The organism is Streptomyces tremellae (assembly GCF_039540215.1).
GTDB lineage: Bacteria > Actinomycetota > Actinomycetes > Streptomycetales > Streptomycetaceae > Streptomyces > Streptomyces tremellae.
Genome location: NZ_BAABEP010000007.1, coordinates 69,271 through 85,946, shown reverse-complemented (window position 1 = coordinate 85,946; position 16,676 = coordinate 69,271). Strand labels below are relative to the sequence as shown.

Below are 16,676 nucleotides of genomic sequence, written 5' to 3'. Positions count from 1 at the left end.
CCACCGCGGGGACACCGCCCGCGCTGAGCGGCCGCGCTTCCTGCCGCCTGACCGGCCGCCGCCGTACGCGCTCCGCCCGGTGGTCGTCTCGTACCGCTCAAACGGAACGTTTCGTTCCCGTAGTTCATCCATTGTTCACCGCGCGACCGCCAACTGGCTGTGCGGGGAGCGGCCTTAAACTGTGTGGTGAGCGGTGAGGCGGTCGAGTCGCGTGCGGAAGCAGGGGGAGGCGGCGAGTCCGGGGAAGGTCGGGGCAATGGCGGGCTGTTCTTTCGTGTCGTGGGCGTGGACGGCAGCAGCCGGACGGCCGAGACGTGGTACGTGGAGGCGTGGGGCGTGAAGCGGCGGCCACGGTAGGGGCCGTGTCTCGTTCGGTGGCGGGTTGTCACCGGTGCCAGGGTCCGGCTGTCGCGGACCTCCACGGGGGAGGAACCGGCCGGACCGGCGCGGGCGGAGCGCGGCGGCAGCCTGTGCCGAGCCCACGCGCCGACCGGCGCCTGGGCGGTGGCCGCGACCAGTGCCTTGCCAGGAGCGTCCGGCGAAGTCCTGCCCCGAGCCCGCGAGAGCGACGACGCCTCGGCGGTCCCGCACCACCTGTCGGGCAACGCCCCCTCCCCCTTCGCTTCCACGTGCCCCGCCCCGCGTCACTCGACCAACCCCCACCACAGAGGACATGTGCTGAGCGAAAGACATCGGCAACCTCTGCGCCGCGACGCAGAAACGGTGTGCTGACCCGGAAGCAGCCGCGTCAGCCAACGGTTGTGACCGAGAAGTCAGGTCAGCACGGACAGCACTGCCTCCGCGCGTGCGTCAGACCAAGCCTGGCTGTACCAAAGAAATGGAATGCGCATGGCAGCGTCGGCAGGTTACGACGACAGCGGGGAGGCGGCGGCCCCCTTCCGGGTGCTCGGGCCGCTGGAGGTGAGCGGGAAGCAGGGGGTCGTGAACGTGGCGCCGGGGCGGCAGGAGGTCGTCCTCGGGGCCCTGGTGCTCCAACTCAACCGGGTCGTGGAGACCGCCTACCTGGTGGACGCCATCTGGGCCCACGACCCGCCGAAGACGGCACGCACCCAGGTGCAGATATGCGTCTCCAGGCTCCGCAAGGCGTTGTCGGACGGGGGAGTCGACGCCACCATCGAGACCCGCTCCCACGGGTACGTCCTGAGGGCGCCCGAGGACGCGACCGACGTCGGCGCCTTCCGCCGCCTGGTGGCGCAGGCACAGGACCTGGCCGGTGAGGGCCTGAAGGCGTCAGCGGTGAGCGCGCTGCGTGCGGCGACGGGCCTGTGGCGGGGCCGGTGCCTTGCGGGCACCCCGAGCGAGGTCCTGGCCGGCACGGCGGTGCAGCTGGACGAGGCCCGCATCGAGGCCGTGGAGACATGCGTGCGGCTGGAGCTCGAACTGGGCCGCCACGAGCGCCTGATCGGCGAGTTGCAGCAGCTCGTCGCCCACCACCCGCTGCGCGAGCGGCTGCGCGGGCACCTCATGACGGCGCTGTACCGCTCGGGCCGGCAGGCGGAGGCGATGGACACCTACCACCAGGGTCGACTGATCTTCACCGAGGAACTGGGCCTCGACCCGGGGAGGGAGCTGCGCGACCTGGCGCAGGCGATTCTGACCGGCAATGCCGACCGCGCGGTGGACGAACCGGCAGAACCGTACCCCGCCAGCGCGTCGCCGCCTCCCGAGGCGGGGCAGAACGGCGGCGCGGAGCCGGCGCCTGTCGCCGTCCCGAGGCAGCTCCCCACGGACGTCGGCGATTTCGTCGCCGACGGTTCGGTCGTCGCGGCCGTCCGCGACGCCGTCACCGTACGGCAGGACGGCGGGGGACCGAACGTGGCCGTGCTGCTCGGGCGGCCGGGCGTCGGCAAGAGCACGCTGGCCAGGCACGTGGCGCACCGGGTCGCGGCGGAGTACTTCCCGGACGGGCAGCTCTACTGCGACCTGCGCGGGCTGAGCGGACAGCCGGTGGTCCCCGCCGAGGCGTTGGGGCGGTTCCTCCGGGCGCTCGGCATCCCGGGACAGGCCGTACCCGACTCGCTCGACGAGCGCGCTGAGATGTACCGCAGCCTGCTGGCCGACCGCAGGATCCTGGTGCTGCTCGACGACGCGCTGAACGAGTCGCAGGTGATGCCCCTGCTGCCCGGCAGCGGCAGCAGCTGCGTGCTGGTCACCAGCCGCGGCCGGCTCACGGCGCTGCCCGGCACCCGCCGCTTCGATGTGGAGCCGCTGAGCCAGGAAGGAGCCGCCCAGCTCCTGGGACGGATCATCGGCGAGCACCGCGTGGAGAGCGAACGGGAGGCGGCGCGGGCCCTCACCCGGCTGGTGGGCGGGCTGCCGCTCGCGCTGCGGATCGTCGGCGCGCGGCTGGCCGCGCGCCCGCACTGGTCGCTGACCTCGCTGTGGTACCGGCTGGAGAACGAGCAGAGCAGGCTGGACGAGCTGGCGTACGGCGAGCTGTCGATCCGGGCCAGCCTCTCACTCAGCTATGACGGCCTGAACGCGGCCGACCGCCGTCTGCTGTGCCTGATGAGCCTGGCCGAGGGGACGGAGATCCCGAGCTGGCTGGGCGCCGCCCTCCTCGACGACCGCACGCCGCACCCCGCCGACCTGCTGGAACCGCTCATCGACATGCGGCTCCTCGACGTCACCGCCATGAGGGGCGGGGAGTTCCGCTGCGGGCTCTCGCAGATCGTGAGGACGTATGCGCAGGAACGGTTGCCGACGGAGATCTCCGAGGAGGAGCGCGCCGCGGCGGTACGGCGCATGGTCGGCGGCTGGTTGGCGCTGGTGGAGCGCGCACACAAGGAGATCTACGGCGGCGCCTACACCCTCGTCCCGGGCCGCGGCGAGCGGTGGCACCCGCCGGAGGACCAGGTCAGGCAGTGCCTGCGCGATCCGCTCGGGTGGCTGGAGAGCGAGCAGACCAATCTGTTGCACGCGGTCGAGCTGGCGGCCAGGTCCGGGCTCGACGAGCTGTGCTGGGAGCTGGCCACCACCCTGGTGACGCTCTTCGAGGCCCGTGGCTATCCCGAGCTCTGGGACCGCACCCACCAGGTGGCGCTGACCGCGGTGCAGGAGGCGGGCAACGAGCGGGGCCAGGCGGCGGTGCTCGCCTCCCTGGGGACCCTGCACCTGCACCGGGGCGAGCCCGAGGCGGCGGGCCCCTACCTCAGTACCGCCCTGGAGATGTTCGAGCGGGTGGGGGAGCCGACCGGTCATGCGCTGTGCCTGCGCGATCTGGCGCGGATCGAGCAGCACCACGGCGAGGACGACCGGGCGCTCGCCCTCTACGAGAGCGCCCAGCACGACTTCGTGCGGGCGGGCGATGTCGTCGGCCGCGCCTACGTACTGGGCGAGATGGCGCACATCACGATGAGGCGGGCCGACTTCACACGGACCCGCGCGTACCTCGACGAGGCGCTCGGGATCTGCCGCTCGGTGGGCTTCGACCGGGGCCAGGCGCTCGCGCTGCGCCGACTGGGCCAGATGCTGATGCACCAGGGCCAGTACGAGGAGGCAGAACGCACCCTGCTTGAGGTCCTCGACATGGTCGAAGCCGGTGGGGACCTGGTCGGGGAGGGCTATGTCCTGCACGACCTCGGCAGGGTCAACGCCCGTCTGCGCCGCGTGGAGCAGGCCCTCCAGTACTACTCGCAGTCGGCCAAGGTCCGCGAGCGGCTCCTCGACCACAGCGGCGCGGCCGCCGTCCGTGCTGACATCGTTGCCATCCTGAGGTGACCCGGGGTGCCGCCGTCCGGCGGCGCGAGGCGTGCCCGGCTGTCACGTCCACGGTGTGTTCGGAGGCTGGTGGCCGGTCGGCCTCAGGCACTCGTGGCCGTGCCTCTCGCCGTGGTGGGCCGCCGCGGCACTCACGCCGTCGTGCGTCGCCCCGCCGCCCAGGACGCCCTGCTGCACTCCCAGCGCGCCGAAGACCAGCATGGCGACGGCCCCCAAGGCGGCCAGAGACCCTCTGAAGGCCATCTCAGTTCCCCTCCGAAACGTTCCGCGGTTCGACCGGCTGTCGGAACGAGTGTCTGCGGGGCGCCCATCGCGGTCGCATGCTCCCGCTATCACCGCCCTATCCCCGCAGGGAATGTGCCGTGATGCCCCTCCGATAGGGCGGCGTCGGAGATTGGGAGCCGACCGGCCTCGGCACCTTCGGGGTACGGCCCTCAAGGAGTGGTGCGCATGACTGTGAGGAAGCAACTGGTGCGTGGCCTGCCGGACTTCTTTCTGACCGTGGCATACGGGAAGGTGCACGGCCTATGACGATGGACGCGGAGTTCTACTCCCGGGTGGCCGACCGGTTCGGCGGCTACTTCAGCGACGCGCAGAGCACCGACGTGTTCCCCGACGGCCGCCCCGACGCCGCTTTCGACGAACTGGTGGCCGCACTGGGGACGCCGCAGGCGCGGCTGCTCGATGTCGGCTGCGCCGACGGGCGCAGGCTGCTTCAGACCTCCCCCGCGTACGGCGCCGTGACCGGCATCGACCTGTCCCCTTCGATGCTGGAGTGCGCCGAGCGGTACCGCGAGGAGGCAGGTCTGAGGCACGTCGCCTTCGAGCTGTGCGACGCGGCGGCCACCGGTCTGCCCGACGGATCGGTCGATGTGGTCACCTCCCGCCGCGGCCCGCTGGTCGCCGGCGAGTTCGGGCGGGTGCTCCGCCCCGGCGGAGCCCTGGTGTACATGGGCATCGGGGAGCAGGACGCGCGCGAGCTGAAGGAGACGTTCGGGCGCGGCCAGGACTTCGGCAGCTGGAACGGCCGGCCGCTGGCGGACGAGGTGGCGGGTCAACTGTCCGAAGCGGGCTTCACGGTGACGCGGAGCCAGGCGTTCCGGTTCGAGGAGTTCTACCACTCGGCGGACGACCTGGACACGTTCCTCCAGCAGGTCCCGATCATCGAGGACTACGACCCCGCCGCCGACAAGGAGGTCTTCGAGCGGTACGCCGCCGCGGCGACCTTCGACGGGCGCATCAGGCTGCCGCGGCACTGGTTCATCGTGCAGGCGCAGAAGCCGGCGGCCGCACGTCCCTCGGACGCCTAGGAGGCGGTGCGCCATGGAGCAGGACCTCGTGGTCAACGAAATCTTCGGTCCGACCGTCCAGGGTGAGGGTCGGTCCATGGGGCGCCGATGCGCGTTCCTGCGGCTCGGCGGGTGCAACCTGTCGTGTTCGTGGTGCGACACGCCCTACACGTGGGACTGGACCGGGGCCGGCGACAGCGGGGTCGCCCACGACCCGCGCAAGGAGCTGCACCGCCGCCCGGTCGGCGACGTCCTCGCGGAACTGCTGGGATTCGGTACCGATCTCATCGTGATCTCCGGCGGCGAGCCCCTCGGGCAGCAGGAGCGGCTCGTCCCCCTGGTGGCGGCGCTGACCGCACACGGGAAAGAGATCGAGATCGAGACGAACGGCACGCATGCCGCGCTCCCCGAACTCGTCGACGCCGGCGTCCGGTTCAACGTCTCGCCGAAGCTGTCGCACTCGGGCGACCCCCTGAGACGCAGGATCGTTCCCGACGCGCTCACCAACCTCTCGGCGCTGCCGAGCAGCACCTTCAAGTTCGTCTGCCAGAACCACCGCGATCTCGACGAGGTGGCCGAGCTGGTCGACACCTTCGGCCTGGCCTCGGTGTGGATCATGCCGATCGGGCGCACCGCCGACGACGTCACCAAGCACATGGGCGAGTTGGCCGACGCGGTGGTGGAGCGGGGCTGGAACCTGACGACCCGACTGCACACCTTGTTGTGGGACGACACACGCGGCGTGTGAGCAACAGCGCGCGCACAGAAGGAAGAACGGGACCCGGATCGATGACCTTTCGCATCACGAAGAAATTTGAATTCTCGGCCAGTCACCAGCTCGCCGGGCTCCCCGCCGAGCACCAGTGTGCCCGGCTGCACGGCCACAACTATGTGATCGAGCTCGAACTCGCAGCCGACGATGCGGATCTGCTGCCCGTGGGCTTCGTCCGGGACTACGGAGACCTGTCCGCGTTCAAGGTGTGGCTCGACAACCACCTGGACCATCGGCATCTGAACGATGTGATGGAGACCAACCCGACGGCCGAGCACATGGCCGCCTGGATCTACCGGACCTGGTCGGTGGAGTTCCCCGAGTTGACCAGCGTAAGCGTCTCGGAGACCCCCAAGACGTGGGCCGAGTACCGGCCGTGACATCCATCATCCCGAAGCCTGAAGAGAGTGACCGCATGACGGTGGCAAAGCTGGACAGCATCGGCGATCCGTCGGCGCCGACGGCGACCGAGGACCCCCTGGTCGACCTCGCACGCCGACTGCTCAAGGAGATCGGCGAGGACCCCGACCGCGACGGGCTGCGCGACACGCCGGCGCGGTTCGCCCGCTGGTGGCGCGAGTTCATCAACTACGAGCCCGGCTCGCTCGGCACTCTCTTCGAGTCGATCGGCACGAGCCAGCTCGTCGTCGTCTCGGACATCCAGGTCTGGTCGCTGTGCGAGCACCACCTCCTGCCCTTCAACTGCTCCGTGACCATCGCCTACCGGCCCGCGGGCCATCTGCTCGGCCTGTCGAAGTTCGCCAGGGTCGCCCACCAGTACGCCCACAGGCTCCAGGTGCAGGAGCGGCTCGTGGACCAGATCGCCCTCGAAATCAGCACCCTCAGCGGCACCCCCGACGTCGCTGTCATCGCGAAGGGCGAGCACCTCTGCATGTCGATGCGCGGGATCAAGGCCGCCGCGCAGATGACGTCGACCGCCTACCGCGGGGAGTTCGGCACGGACCCCGGCCTCAGGGCCGAACTGTTCGACCTGCTCAGGGCGTGAGCGCGGTGTTCTGCGCACGGGGGAATGCCGTCCACTCGCCACGACAAGGACAATGATGAACGCACATGACTCCTCGACGCCCGCGGAAGCGGTGCGGCTGCTCCCCTCGCTGGACGTGGACCGCCTGGTGGGCGATCTGTTGACGGCACGCGACCACCTGTGGGACGAGCAGAGCTCGTACGTGAACGGGCGGGTGTCCAGGTGGGCAGAACAGGACTGGCGCTGCCTCGCGGTGCGCAGCCCCGGTGGCGACAAGACGCGTACCGACCCCGGTGGGCCGGGCAGCGTGGAGTTCGAGGACACCGAGTGGCTCGACCACATGCCGTACGTGCGGGAGACCCTCCGCTCGATACCCGGCCCCCTCTACGCGGCCCGCTTCATGGACCTCGGGCCCGGCGTCGTCGGGTACCCCCACTCCGACCCCAAGTTCAGCCCCGACTGGGGCATGGCCAGGCTGCACATGCCGGTCACCACCCACGAGGAGGCGCTGCTCGACCTCGACGGGGAGATCCACCGCTGGCAGCCGGGCGAGTTCTGGTTCGGCGACTTCAGCCGCAAGCACCAGATCCAGAACCTCGGCCCCGAGCACCGCGTCCACCTCGTCGTGGACGTGCTCGTCACGCCGGAACTCGCGCGGCTGTTCCCGCAGGATTGGGCCGACTACTTCAACGGCCCCGAAGTGCTCTACAACCGCCCGGCCGTGACCGCGACCGACGAGGAGCGCAAGGCCGCGCGGTGCTCGTTCGAGGCGCCGGAGCACCTGCTGGAGATCGAGGTGTTCGGGTCGCTCACCGGCCCGCAGCCGCAGGCCGCGTTCAGCATCGAGGACACCGAGCGGGGCCTGGCCGTCCGCTCCCCCCAGGACCACCTCTTCCCGCTCGAAGCCATCGGCGGAAACGAGTACCGCCTGGTCGGATGGAGCGACGAGCGGACCATCACCACACGGCTCGACGCCCCCCGGCCCGAGGTCGAGCTGACCTACCGCAAGGGCCGCAGGTCGGAGCAGCTGTGCGTCCCGGCCACGCCGGCGGCCTGACGACAGCCGCTGTCCGCGCGCCGCGCGCCGCGGCCCTGAAACCCACCCCTCACCGTTTGCCGGAAGGCGACGCATGCCGAAAACTGTCGCGATCGTGTCCGGGGGCCTGGACTCGGTCACCATGGCCTACCACCTCCACGATCAAGGACACACACTCCACCTGCTGTCCGTGAACTACGGCCAGCGCCATCTCGTCGAGCACGAGTTCGCCGCGGAGGCGGCGCAGGCGCTCGGCGTGCCGCACGACGTCGTCGATCTCAGTCCCGTCGGCAGGCTCCTGAGCGGGTCCTCGCTCACCGACCCGACCGTCGACGTGCCGGACCACCAGTCCGGGGCGTCGGGCGGCAGCCCGAACGTCGTACCCAACCGCAACGCCCTGCTGCTGTCCGTCGCCTTCGCGGTCGCCGTCGCACAGCAGGCGGAAGCGGTCGCCGTCGGCGTGGTCGACGACCTCCAGGCCGCGCCGGACAGCAACGCCGCGTTCATCGACTCCTTTCTCGCCATGGAGCGGATCGCGACCCGCGGATACGCGCACCCCGACCTGACCCTGACGGCACCCCTGGTCACGCTGCGCAAGAGCGACGTCGTGTCGCTCGGCGAGAAGCTCGGCGTCCCCTGGACCCGGACGTGGAGCTGCTTCAGGGGTGACGCGCAGCAGTGCGGGCGGTGCGCCGCCTGTAGGGAGCGGCAGGAGGCGTTCAGGGACGCCGGCGTGACCGACCCGACGACCTACCAGACCAGCGATGAGCAGGAGATGCCATGACCGACCGCTTGCCCGTGCTCGACCTCCGCGACGCCGCAGGCCCGCCGGAGGACCGGGCGGACTTCCTCGACAGGCTGCGCCGCGCCATTCACGAGGTCGGCTTCTTCCAGCTCGTCGGCCACGGCATCGAGGACACCGAGGACATGCTCGAACTGTCCCGCCGGTTCTTCGCGCTCCCCGAGTCCGACAGACTCGCGCTGAACATCCTCGACTCGCCGCTGTTCCGCGGCTACTCCGAGCTCGGCCGCGAACACACCAAGGGCATCCCCGACCAGCGCCAGCAGTTGGACATCGGCCCCGAGCAGCCCGCACGCACACCGGAGCCGGACGAACCGTCCTACCGGTGCCTGATCGGCCCGAACGAGTGGCCCGAGGCGATGCCCGAACTGCGCCCCGCCATCGAGTCGTGGATCACCCGGCTGACCGGACTGTCGCACACACTGCTCCGGCTGATGCTGGAGTCGCTCGACGCACCCGCCGGGTTCCTCGACGACGTGGTCGCCCCGGACCCGCAGATCCACCTCAAGCTCCTGCACTACCCCGGCCCCACGCAGGCGGGCGAGGACACGGAGCCCGGCCAGGGGACCGGGATCCACAACGACCTCGGGCTCCTCACCCTGCTCGTCCAGGACGACAACGGCGGCCTCCAGGTGGCAGTCGAGGAGAACCGGTTCATCGACGTCCCGGTGATCCCCGGGGCGTTCGTGGTCAACCTGGGCGAGCTGCTCGAGGTGGCGACGAGGGGCTATGTGCGCGCCACCCTCCACCGGGTGGTCAGGCCTGCCCCGGGCGTCAACCGCTACTCCATCCCCTTCTTCTTCAACCCGCGGCTCGACGCGACCATGCAGCCCCTGCCGAGCCCCTACGTCGAGGGCGCCGACGGCGTCATCGACGTCGCGGACAACCCGCTGTTCGCCCTCTACGGCGACAACGTCATGAAGGGGCTGATCCGCTCCTTCCCCGACATCGTGGCCCGCCACCACCCCGCCCTGGCCGCGGCAGCCGGGACGAGGAGCTCCTGACACCGGGCGGTCGAGCCCGTCTGCACCACCCGGCCTGCGCCGGGCCGCGCGGTGGCGCCGCCGACCGGCCCGGCGCGGGATCGAACGAACATGAAGCAGGGCGAATCTCATGAGGATCAACCTTCTCGGGCCGCTCCAGGCATACGGGGACGATGACCGGGTCGACATGGCGCCGGCCGCCCAGAAAGTACGTCAGACACTGGCGGTGCTCGTGCTGAACGCGGGCCGGGTGGTGCCTTTCGGGCAACTCATGGACGAGCTGTGGGAAGGCGACCCGCCCGCCAGCGCGCACACCGCGCTCCACACGTACGTGTACCAGCTCAGGAAGCGGTTCTCCCTCGGCAACCCGAGGCGCGGCGGCGCCGCGCGGGCGGCGGGGCCGCTGCTCGGCACGGTCGACGGCGGCTACCAGCTGTCGCTGCCCGCCGACCACGTGGACGTCTTCCGGTGCGAGCCGCTGCTCGCCCGTGCCCGTGCCGAGTTCGGCGACGAGGACTTCGCACGGGCCCGCGACACGGCGGCCACCGCGCTGCGGATGTGGCGCGACGACGCCCTGGTGGACGTGCGCAAGGGGCCGACACTGCTGGCCGAGGCGGTCCGTCTGAAGGAACTGCGCACCAGCGCCCATCACTTGCGGATCGAAGCCGACCTGCACCTCGGCAGGCACCACGAGGTGCTCGGCGAACTCGCGGCGATGGCAGGGCGGGAGCCGACCGACGAGCGGGCCCAGGGCAATCTGATGACGGCCCTCTACCGCATGGACCGGCGGGTCGAGGCGCTCCAGGTCTACCGGCGGGCGCGCGAGCGGATCGCCGCAGAGCTGGGCCTCGACCCCTCGCCCCAGCTCAAGGCCCTGCACACGGCCATGCTCACATCGGACGAGGCGCTGCTGCGCCCCGCGGGCCGGCTCACGGCCGTGACCGCGGCCACCCGCGCGCCCCGCCACCTTCCCGCCCCGCGCGAACGCCTGACAGGACGCGCCGACGAACTGGCGCGCGCCACCGCTGCGCTGGCAGGACAGGGAAGGGAGGACAGGCCGCTGGTGATCGTGGGCGGCGCCCCCGGCACCGGGAAGAGCGAGCTGTGCCTGCACGTCGCGCACAAGGCGAGCGGCCACTACCCGGACGGGCGGCTCTACGCGCGCCTCCGCGACGGCGCGGGCCGCCGCGTGCGGCCCGCCGAGATCCTCCGCTCGTTCCTGCTCGGACTCGGCGCGACGGAGGAGCAGTTGCGGCTCGGCACGACCGACCTGAGCCTGCTGTTCCGCACCTGGACCGCCGACCTGCGCGTCCTGGTGGTGCTCGATGACGTGAGCGACGTACGGGACCTGGCACAGCTGCTGCCGTCGGGAGCGGGCTGCGGCGTCCTGATCGGCAGCAGACAGCGGCTGTTCGTGTCCTCGTCGGCCGTCCACGTCGAACTGACCGGGCTCTCCTTCGACGACTCGCTGCACCTGCTGGAGTCCTCGGTGCCGAGGCACCGGATCACCATGGACCCGGAGGGGCTGCGGGGGCTGGCCCGGTTGTGCCGCGGCATGCCGGGCGCCCTCTTCGCGCTCGCCGCGCAGCTGCGCCGCCGCCCGCACTGGACGGCCCGCCAGGCCACGGCCTGGGCCCTCGGGTCGGGGGAGACCGAAGGCGATCCGCTGGGCGTGCGGGCCGGCTTCGACCGGACGCTCGCGACACTGCCCGCGGGCCAGCGTCCCCTGGCGTACGCGCTGCTGTCCCCGGGCGTTCCCGACCGCCTCACGCCGGCGCTCGGCGCCGCGGTCCTCGGGATCAGCGACCAGCAGGCCGAGGACCTGCTGGAGGAACTGGCGGAGAGGTACCTGCTGCGCGCGCAGCACCCCTGTGCGGACGGCCGGTTCTCCTACGAATGGGAGCCCGGGGTACGCCAGTCGGCGGCGCGACTGAGCGGCACGCCGGCCATGTGCTCCGCCTGAGGCACACACCGCCCCGCCCCGGCCCCGTCCCACGCAACCGAGAACCTTGGAGAACCGTTCATGTCCCAGCGCCCGAAACTCGTCCTCGCCGGTCAGCTGTCCACGTACCCCTGGGTGTTCGAGGCAGCCGAACGGGCCGGGATCGACCTGGTCATCATCCCGCGGGGGGACGACACCGAGGAGTCCGCGGGGCGACCCGGCGCGGTCGTCGACGTGCTGCCGCTCGACCTCGACGACCACCCGGACGACGCGCTGGCCGAGCTCGTCGAGCGCCACCGCCGTGAGCCCTTCGACGGCATCATGGCGGGCAACGAGAGGGTGGTGCCGTTCGTGGCGCGCGCCGCTCGGGAACTGGGCCTCACCGGCCTGACCGAGGAGGCCGCGGCCGTGGTGCGCGACAAGCGCAGAATGCGGCAACTCCTGCTGGAGTCCGGTCTGAACGTGCCCGGCTTCGTGGTCATCAAGGAGCCGGGAGGCTGGACCGAGGCGCTCGCCCTGCGATTCCCCCTCGTGGTGAAGCCCTCGAACGGCCACTCCAGCCTCGCCGTGATCCGGGTGGACGACGAGGCCGGGCTCCGGCAGGCCGTGGCCCGTACCTGGCAGCTCATCGAAAGCCACCACCTGGGAGCGACCGACGGCTCGGACCCCGAGACCGGCGTGCTGGTCGAGGAGTACCTGGACGGCCCCGAGCTGTCCGCCGAATCGCTCGTGCACCACGGGCAGGTGAAGGTCGTGGCGATCAGCTGGAAGGGCGAGCTCGCGGGGCCCTACTTCGAGGAGACCACGCTGCGCGCCCCCGCACAGCTGCCGGCCGAGATACTTGCCGCGATCGAGGCCGAGGTGATCGGCGCCCACCATGCCTTCGGCGTCACGGAAGGCACCATGCACACCGAACTGCGCCTGGTCGGCGGGGTGCGGCCGGTGCTCCTCGAAATGGCCGCGCGCCTCGGCGGCGGAGGCAACATGCACCACCTCGCCCACGTCAGCAGCGGGATCGACCTGGCCGCCGAGGCGCTGCGCGTCCATCTCGGCAGGGAACCGCTCTGCTGGACGAAGGAGCCGGTGCCGGCCGGCCACGCCGCCGCGTACCTGGTGCCGATCGGCGCAGGCGGACGGGTCAAGCGGATCCGCGGCCTCGACGAGACGCGCGCTCACCCGCAGGTGGACTACGTGGTGCAGACCGCGGGCCCCGGCGCGGAGCTGCTTCCCTACCCGGACTGGTCGGGGAACCCGGCGGTCGTGCTCTCGCACCACGCTTCGGACGCCGAGGCGCACGCCTTCCTCGAACACCTCGCCCGCACGTTGCAGGTCGAGTACGAGGAGCGGGACTGAGTACGCGCCACGACACACGGCTCCCGGAACCGGGCCCGCGAAGCGGACCGTGCCGGGACGCCGCCTCCGGCAGGGACCGCCGGAGACGGCAGTTCCGCGACCGCCGTCAACGGGCGTGATCGCACCATGGGCCGCACCCGCCATCAACCGCCTCCGGCCGGCCGGAAACGCCGGCACGCCGGTACACCCGCGCAGAGGAGAAACACCATGACCGACACCACCACCACGCCGACCGCAGGACAGCAGGTCCGTGACGGCGTGCCCGCCTTCCTCGACCAGGTCCGCAGCGTCGGCTTCGTCGTCATGCGCAAGCAGGAACTCTCCGGTCTCGTCGGCGACGCCGACCTCGCGGAACTCCGCGCCGCCTTCGAAGACCTGCCGGTCGACACCCAGGTCGACGGCGTCGACGTCTACCGCGAGCGCCGCTACGGCCGCCTGCGCGTCGACGTAGAAGGCGACACCGTCTCCCAGGAGGTCCTGCCCAACGCCGTCTTTCGCCAGGACTCCATCCCGCTCTGGAGGGGCAAGAACCGGATCTTCGAGCCCGTCTCCGAGGAGGTCCTGCTCAGCCCCGCCATCCGCGCCCTGGTCGGGTTCGACGCCCGGATGGCGACCGCGGCCGACGGCAACACCTCGTGGCGGGTCGGGATCCACCTGGTCCGCGTCGTCGCCCGCGTCGGCGCCGACGGCCTGCCCACCCCCGAGGGCCGCCACCGCGACGGCCACTCCTTCGTCGGCCTGCACCTGATGCGCCGCGACGGCGTCACCGGAGGGGTGTCCACCATCCACCCCAACGACGGCAGCGACATGGTGCAGACCACCCTGCGCCAGCCGCTCGACTCCGTCTTCTTCAACGACAACATGATCACCCACGAGGTCTCGCCCGTCGCCCCCGAAGGCGCCTCCGGCGTGCGGGACATGCTCCAGATCGACTTCAACCCGATGGACTGAGCCCTGGTCCGGGACAGTCAGCAGTACGGCTCCCAGAGCTCGTACTCCAGAGCGCCGGAAACGGCGGGGGAGGACTCGCGCAGGCGGGTCAGCAGGGCGCGGTTGTGCTCGCGGATCTCCTCGTCGTACCCGGCCAGCGGGCTGTCCTCGGTCAGGTCGAGCAGCCACAGGGGTCGCAGCGTCGCGCCGCGCAGCGCCTTTCCCTCCGCGGTCTCGGTGCCCGCGTGGAGCCGGCGCACACCCGGGAGCCGCGCCGCCATGTAGTAGGTGAGATTGAAGTACTCGGCGGCCGAGACGAGCCGGTCGTGGTCGAGGCCGAGCGCCCGCAGGTACACGGTGTCGCCGCAGCGGTAGTACATGCAGAAGCCGACGGGCGCTTCGCCGGCACGCGAGCACAGCACCACCTTGGCGCGTTCACCGGCCAGTTCGCCCTGCTGTCTGAAGGACTCGGCCAAGGGGGCCACGTCGACGGTCCTGCCGTAGCGCAGGAACGAACGGGCGAGCAACCTCGCCACGTCCTGCCAGGACTCGGTGAGGGTCCGGTGCTCCAACGCGTATCCGGCCCTCTCGAACTTCCGTATCTCGCTGCGGATGCGGCGGGCCCGGTGCGCGGAGAGCGAATCGAGCCAGGCGGGGAAGCCGCCGGGCGGGATCTCGATCCAGGCGTCCGTCTTCAGCGCGACCGGCGCGGTCCGCACCCCGGCCGCGCGCAGGGTCGTCACGTCCTCCGTGGTCAGATACATCGCGACCCGGGCGATCTTCGCGTCCTGGTGCACGGGGGAGCGCAGGGCGCGGACCGCGTCGAGCACCCGGGCGGCCGCCTCGGTGCGGTCCGTTCCCTCGCCGGTCAGCAGGTGGGCCAGGTAGCCGCGGCGCTGGCCGACGAGCAGGCCGCCCGGCTCGGGCGCCGGCAGGCCGCGCGCGGTGAGCACGTCGTGCCACCGCAGGTCGGGAGTGGACTCGTCGGTCACGGCCGCCACGGGGACCGCGGCACGGCCGCCGGACGCCGTCTCCACGTGCAGCCCGCCGGAGACCGCCCCCGGATCGAGGGCGCAGATCCGCAGCCACAGCGCCGACGAGTAGAACCTGCCGTCGGCCAGCCGGTCCCACTCGGCGTCGCCGAGGCCGCCGATGGCGTCGGTGAAAGTGTCCGTCACGGCGGTCATGGCGCCTCCTTGTGATTTCCGTCCGGTGGGGCGCTCTCCGGCCACGTCAGGGGTTGCCGCGCGCCACGGCCCAGGAGCAATTTCCTGCAGAGCCTCGAAGTTTTCGGATCCTAACGCAGATGCCGCGCACACGCAGGGGGTGCCTGCCGGGAATTGAGTCGCAATTGAGTCGCGCAGGCGACCGAAGTGGAAGAGTGGCCGTGCGGGCCTGAAAGCCCGGTCGCGGTCGATGCAGGAGTGGAGAGTTCATGTCGGCGGAGCGGGTAACGGCCCTGTACAACGAAGAGTTCCGCGCGCCGGGGAGCGGCCTGCCCAAGGTCGCCCAGTACGTCAAGGAATTCCCGACCCTCGCACCCTGGCACGGCGAATATCTGGCCAGGCCGCTGTTTGTCGCCGAGCGCGAACTCCGCGCATTCGCCGATGACCTACAGCAGCTCGTCGACATGATTTTCTCGTTGCCCGACCGGATGTTCGGCGGCGATCTCGACGCATTCCGTTCCGTGCTCGGCATCGACAATGGCCGCTGGGAGGCGATACGGCGTTTCGGTGATCCGCTGCCGCCCTACTACGGGCGTGCCGACATGTATCACGACGGCACATCCTTCAAACTCCTCGAAACCAATCTGGGGAGCGAGTCGGGTGGTTGGGCGCTCGCGAGTGAGATGTCGAAGGCCGCGATGGAAGTCGACGCCTTCGCCGAATTCGCGCGCGCCAACCGGCTCGCCTATGTGCATCCCATTCACGCCGTGGTGGAGTCCCTGCGCCGCTTCGGTGCCCGGGTCGCACCCGACCGGGAGCCCGTGGTGGCCGTGCTGGAATGGCGAGACGGCCTGAAGGACTACGGCGAGCTCTGGCTCAACTTCCAGTCCGCACTGCGCTCTGCGGGCCTCGACATCCTGCTGGCCGAGGTTCCCGACGTGCACGAACGCGGCGGGGCACTCTATCTCGGGGACACGCAGATCGACGTGGTCTACCGCGCCTTCGTGCCGGACCAGATCGCCGAGGAGCCCGACGGGTGGGAGCTGGCCGCCCCGCTGCTGCGCGCGCACCAGTCGGGCAGGACCCTGACCTGGACCCCTCTCTCCAGCAACGTCTTCGCCAACAAGGCGTGCATGGCGCTGCTCTCCGACCCGAGGCGGCGGCGCGCATTCAGCGGGGACGAGTGCCGGCTCATCGACCGGGTGCTGCCCTGGACCCGCCTGCTCGACGCCGAGGTGCTGAAGACGGACACCGGCCTCGTCGACACGTGCATCGAGCGGCGCGAGCAGTTGATCCTCAAGGTCAACGGGAAGGGCGGCGGCGTCGGCGTCGTGGTGGGCTGGGAGACGGACGACGCCGCGTGGCGGCGCGCCATCCGGGAACTCGCCGCCGAAGGGTGCGTCGTACAGCAGAGGGTCGTCCCGCGGACCGAGATCGTGGTGGATCCGGTGACCGGGGAGACCGGCGCGTGGCAGGCGGCCTACGGCATGTTCTACACCCCGCAGGGGTGCGCGGGCGCCTACGCCAAGGTGGTGCCTGCCGGTTCCGGCGGGATCATCTCCGTCGCGGCGCACGCGGAGGCGCGCAGCGCGGCCGTCTTCCACCAGAGTGAGCTGCCCGCCTGGGGCGAAGTGCCCGCGGTGGGCGAGCCGTCCACCGCCACGGCGAAGTAGGGAG

At 71.2% G+C, this 16,676-nt stretch carries 14 protein-coding genes; 12 read left to right on the top strand and 2 right to left on the bottom strand.

The genetic code is table 11. The annotated features are described in order from the left end of the window. Positions 1–849 precede the first annotated feature (849 nt). Positions 850–3,741 (top strand): AfsR/SARP family transcriptional regulator, encoded by a 2,892-nt coding sequence (locus ABEA77_RS08275; protein WP_345643309.1) that lies wholly within the window; start codon positions 850–852, stop codon positions 3,739–3,741. Between the two features lie 42 nt (positions 3,742–3,783). Here ABEA77_RS08275 and ABEA77_RS08270 read toward each other — a convergent pair whose 3' ends face one another. Beyond that, a complete protein-coding gene (locus tag ABEA77_RS08270) occupies positions 3,784–3,984 on the bottom strand; it encodes a hypothetical protein (protein ID WP_345643306.1) in 201 nt (66 codons plus the stop codon). 284 nt (positions 3,985–4,268) lie between these two features. On the opposite strand from ABEA77_RS08270, the gene ABEA77_RS08265 reads away from it, so the two are divergent. The 10 genes from ABEA77_RS08265 (at position 4,269) to ABEA77_RS08220 (ending at position 13,854) form a co-directional block, all read left to right on the top strand. Next, on the top strand, positions 4,269–5,051 hold the full coding sequence (locus ABEA77_RS08265) for a class I SAM-dependent methyltransferase (protein WP_345643303.1): 783 nt from the start codon (positions 4,269–4,271) through the stop codon (positions 5,049–5,051). Positions 5,052–5,064: 13 nt separating this feature from the next. Beyond that, entirely contained in the window at positions 5,065–5,778 is a 714-nt protein-coding gene (locus ABEA77_RS08260; protein WP_345643300.1) for a 7-carboxy-7-deazaguanine synthase QueE, read from the top strand. Between the two features lie 41 nt (positions 5,779–5,819). Then, positions 5,820–6,182, top strand: a complete 363-nt coding sequence (locus tag ABEA77_RS08255; RefSeq protein WP_345643297.1) for a 6-pyruvoyl trahydropterin synthase family protein — start codon at positions 5,820–5,822, stop codon at positions 6,180–6,182. A gap of 35 nt (positions 6,183–6,217) precedes the next feature. Beyond that, complete coding sequence (folE, locus tag ABEA77_RS08250) at positions 6,218–6,808, top strand: GTP cyclohydrolase I (protein WP_345643294.1); 591 nt, start codon at positions 6,218–6,220, stop codon at positions 6,806–6,808. Positions 6,809–6,860: 52 nt separating this feature from the next. Then, a complete protein-coding gene (locus ABEA77_RS08245) occupies positions 6,861–7,844 on the top strand; it encodes an aspartyl/asparaginyl beta-hydroxylase domain-containing protein (RefSeq protein ID WP_345643291.1) in 984 nt (327 codons plus the stop codon). Positions 7,845–7,917: 73 nt separating this feature from the next. Then, the gene (gene queC / locus ABEA77_RS08240) at positions 7,918–8,607 is read left to right on the top strand and encodes a 7-cyano-7-deazaguanine synthase QueC (protein ID WP_345643289.1); all 690 of its coding nucleotides are present in this window, start codon (positions 7,918–7,920) and stop codon (positions 8,605–8,607) included. Then, the gene (locus ABEA77_RS08235; protein WP_345643286.1) at positions 8,604–9,629 is read left to right on the top strand and encodes an isopenicillin N synthase family dioxygenase; all 1,026 of its coding nucleotides are present in this window, start codon (positions 8,604–8,606) and stop codon (positions 9,627–9,629) included. Before queC ends, ABEA77_RS08235 begins: the two co-directional genes overlap by 4 nt. 109 nt (positions 9,630–9,738) lie before the next feature. Next, on the top strand, positions 9,739–11,571 hold the full coding sequence (locus ABEA77_RS08230) for an AfsR/SARP family transcriptional regulator (protein ID WP_345643283.1): 1,833 nt from the start codon (positions 9,739–9,741) through the stop codon (positions 11,569–11,571). Between the two features lie 60 nt (positions 11,572–11,631). After that, positions 11,632–12,903: an ATP-grasp domain-containing protein gene (locus ABEA77_RS08225; protein ID WP_345643281.1), complete on the top strand. Its 1,272-nt coding sequence runs from the start codon at positions 11,632–11,634 to the stop codon at positions 12,901–12,903. 207 nt (positions 12,904–13,110) lie between these two features. After that, complete coding sequence (locus ABEA77_RS08220; protein ID WP_345643278.1) at positions 13,111–13,854, top strand: 2OG-Fe dioxygenase family protein; 744 nt, start codon at positions 13,111–13,113, stop codon at positions 13,852–13,854. A gap of 17 nt (positions 13,855–13,871) precedes the next feature. On the opposite strand, the gene ABEA77_RS08215 is transcribed toward ABEA77_RS08220, so the two are convergent. Continuing rightward, a complete protein-coding gene (locus ABEA77_RS08215) occupies positions 13,872–15,020 on the bottom strand; it encodes a GNAT family N-acetyltransferase (RefSeq protein WP_345643276.1) in 1,149 nt (382 codons plus the stop codon). A 248-nt stretch (positions 15,021–15,268) separates the two neighbouring features. Between ABEA77_RS08215 and ABEA77_RS08210 the strand changes: the two genes are divergently transcribed. Then, positions 15,269–16,672 carry a hypothetical protein gene (locus ABEA77_RS08210; protein WP_345643273.1) on the top strand — a complete coding sequence of 468 codons (1,404 nt, stop codon included), beginning with the start codon at positions 15,269–15,271 and terminating at the stop codon, positions 16,670–16,672. Positions 16,673–16,676: the final 4 nt, after the last annotated feature.

Excerpts from the sequence above, each read along its gene's own strand:
- ABEA77_RS08275 (WP_345643309.1), top strand. The coding sequence starts at position 850 with ATGGCAGCGTCGGCAGGTTACGACGACAGCGGGGAGGCGGCGGCCCCC.
- ABEA77_RS08270 (WP_345643306.1), bottom strand. The coding sequence starts at position 3,984 with ATGGCCTTCAGAGGGTCTCTGGCCGCCTTGGGGGCCGTCGCCATGCTG.
- ABEA77_RS08265 (WP_345643303.1), top strand. The coding sequence starts at position 4,269 with ATGACGATGGACGCGGAGTTCTACTCCCGGGTGGCCGACCGGTTCGGC.
- ABEA77_RS08260 (WP_345643300.1), top strand. The coding sequence starts at position 5,065 with ATGGAGCAGGACCTCGTGGTCAACGAAATCTTCGGTCCGACCGTCCAG.
- ABEA77_RS08255 (WP_345643297.1), top strand. The coding sequence starts at position 5,820 with ATGACCTTTCGCATCACGAAGAAATTTGAATTCTCGGCCAGTCACCAG.
- folE (WP_345643294.1), top strand. The coding sequence starts at position 6,218 with ATGACGGTGGCAAAGCTGGACAGCATCGGCGATCCGTCGGCGCCGACG.
- ABEA77_RS08245 (WP_345643291.1), top strand. The coding sequence starts at position 6,861 with ATGATGAACGCACATGACTCCTCGACGCCCGCGGAAGCGGTGCGGCTG.
- queC (WP_345643289.1), top strand. The coding sequence starts at position 7,918 with ATGCCGAAAACTGTCGCGATCGTGTCCGGGGGCCTGGACTCGGTCACC.
- ABEA77_RS08235 (WP_345643286.1), top strand. The coding sequence starts at position 8,604 with ATGACCGACCGCTTGCCCGTGCTCGACCTCCGCGACGCCGCAGGCCCG.
- ABEA77_RS08230 (WP_345643283.1), top strand. The coding sequence starts at position 9,739 with ATGAGGATCAACCTTCTCGGGCCGCTCCAGGCATACGGGGACGATGAC.
- ABEA77_RS08225 (WP_345643281.1), top strand. The coding sequence starts at position 11,632 with ATGTCCCAGCGCCCGAAACTCGTCCTCGCCGGTCAGCTGTCCACGTAC.
- ABEA77_RS08220 (WP_345643278.1), top strand. The coding sequence starts at position 13,111 with ATGACCGACACCACCACCACGCCGACCGCAGGACAGCAGGTCCGTGAC.
- ABEA77_RS08215 (WP_345643276.1), bottom strand. The coding sequence starts at position 15,020 with ATGACCGCCGTGACGGACACTTTCACCGACGCCATCGGCGGCCTCGGC.
- ABEA77_RS08210 (WP_345643273.1), top strand. The coding sequence starts at position 15,269 with ATGTCGGCGGAGCGGGTAACGGCCCTGTACAACGAAGAGTTCCGCGCG.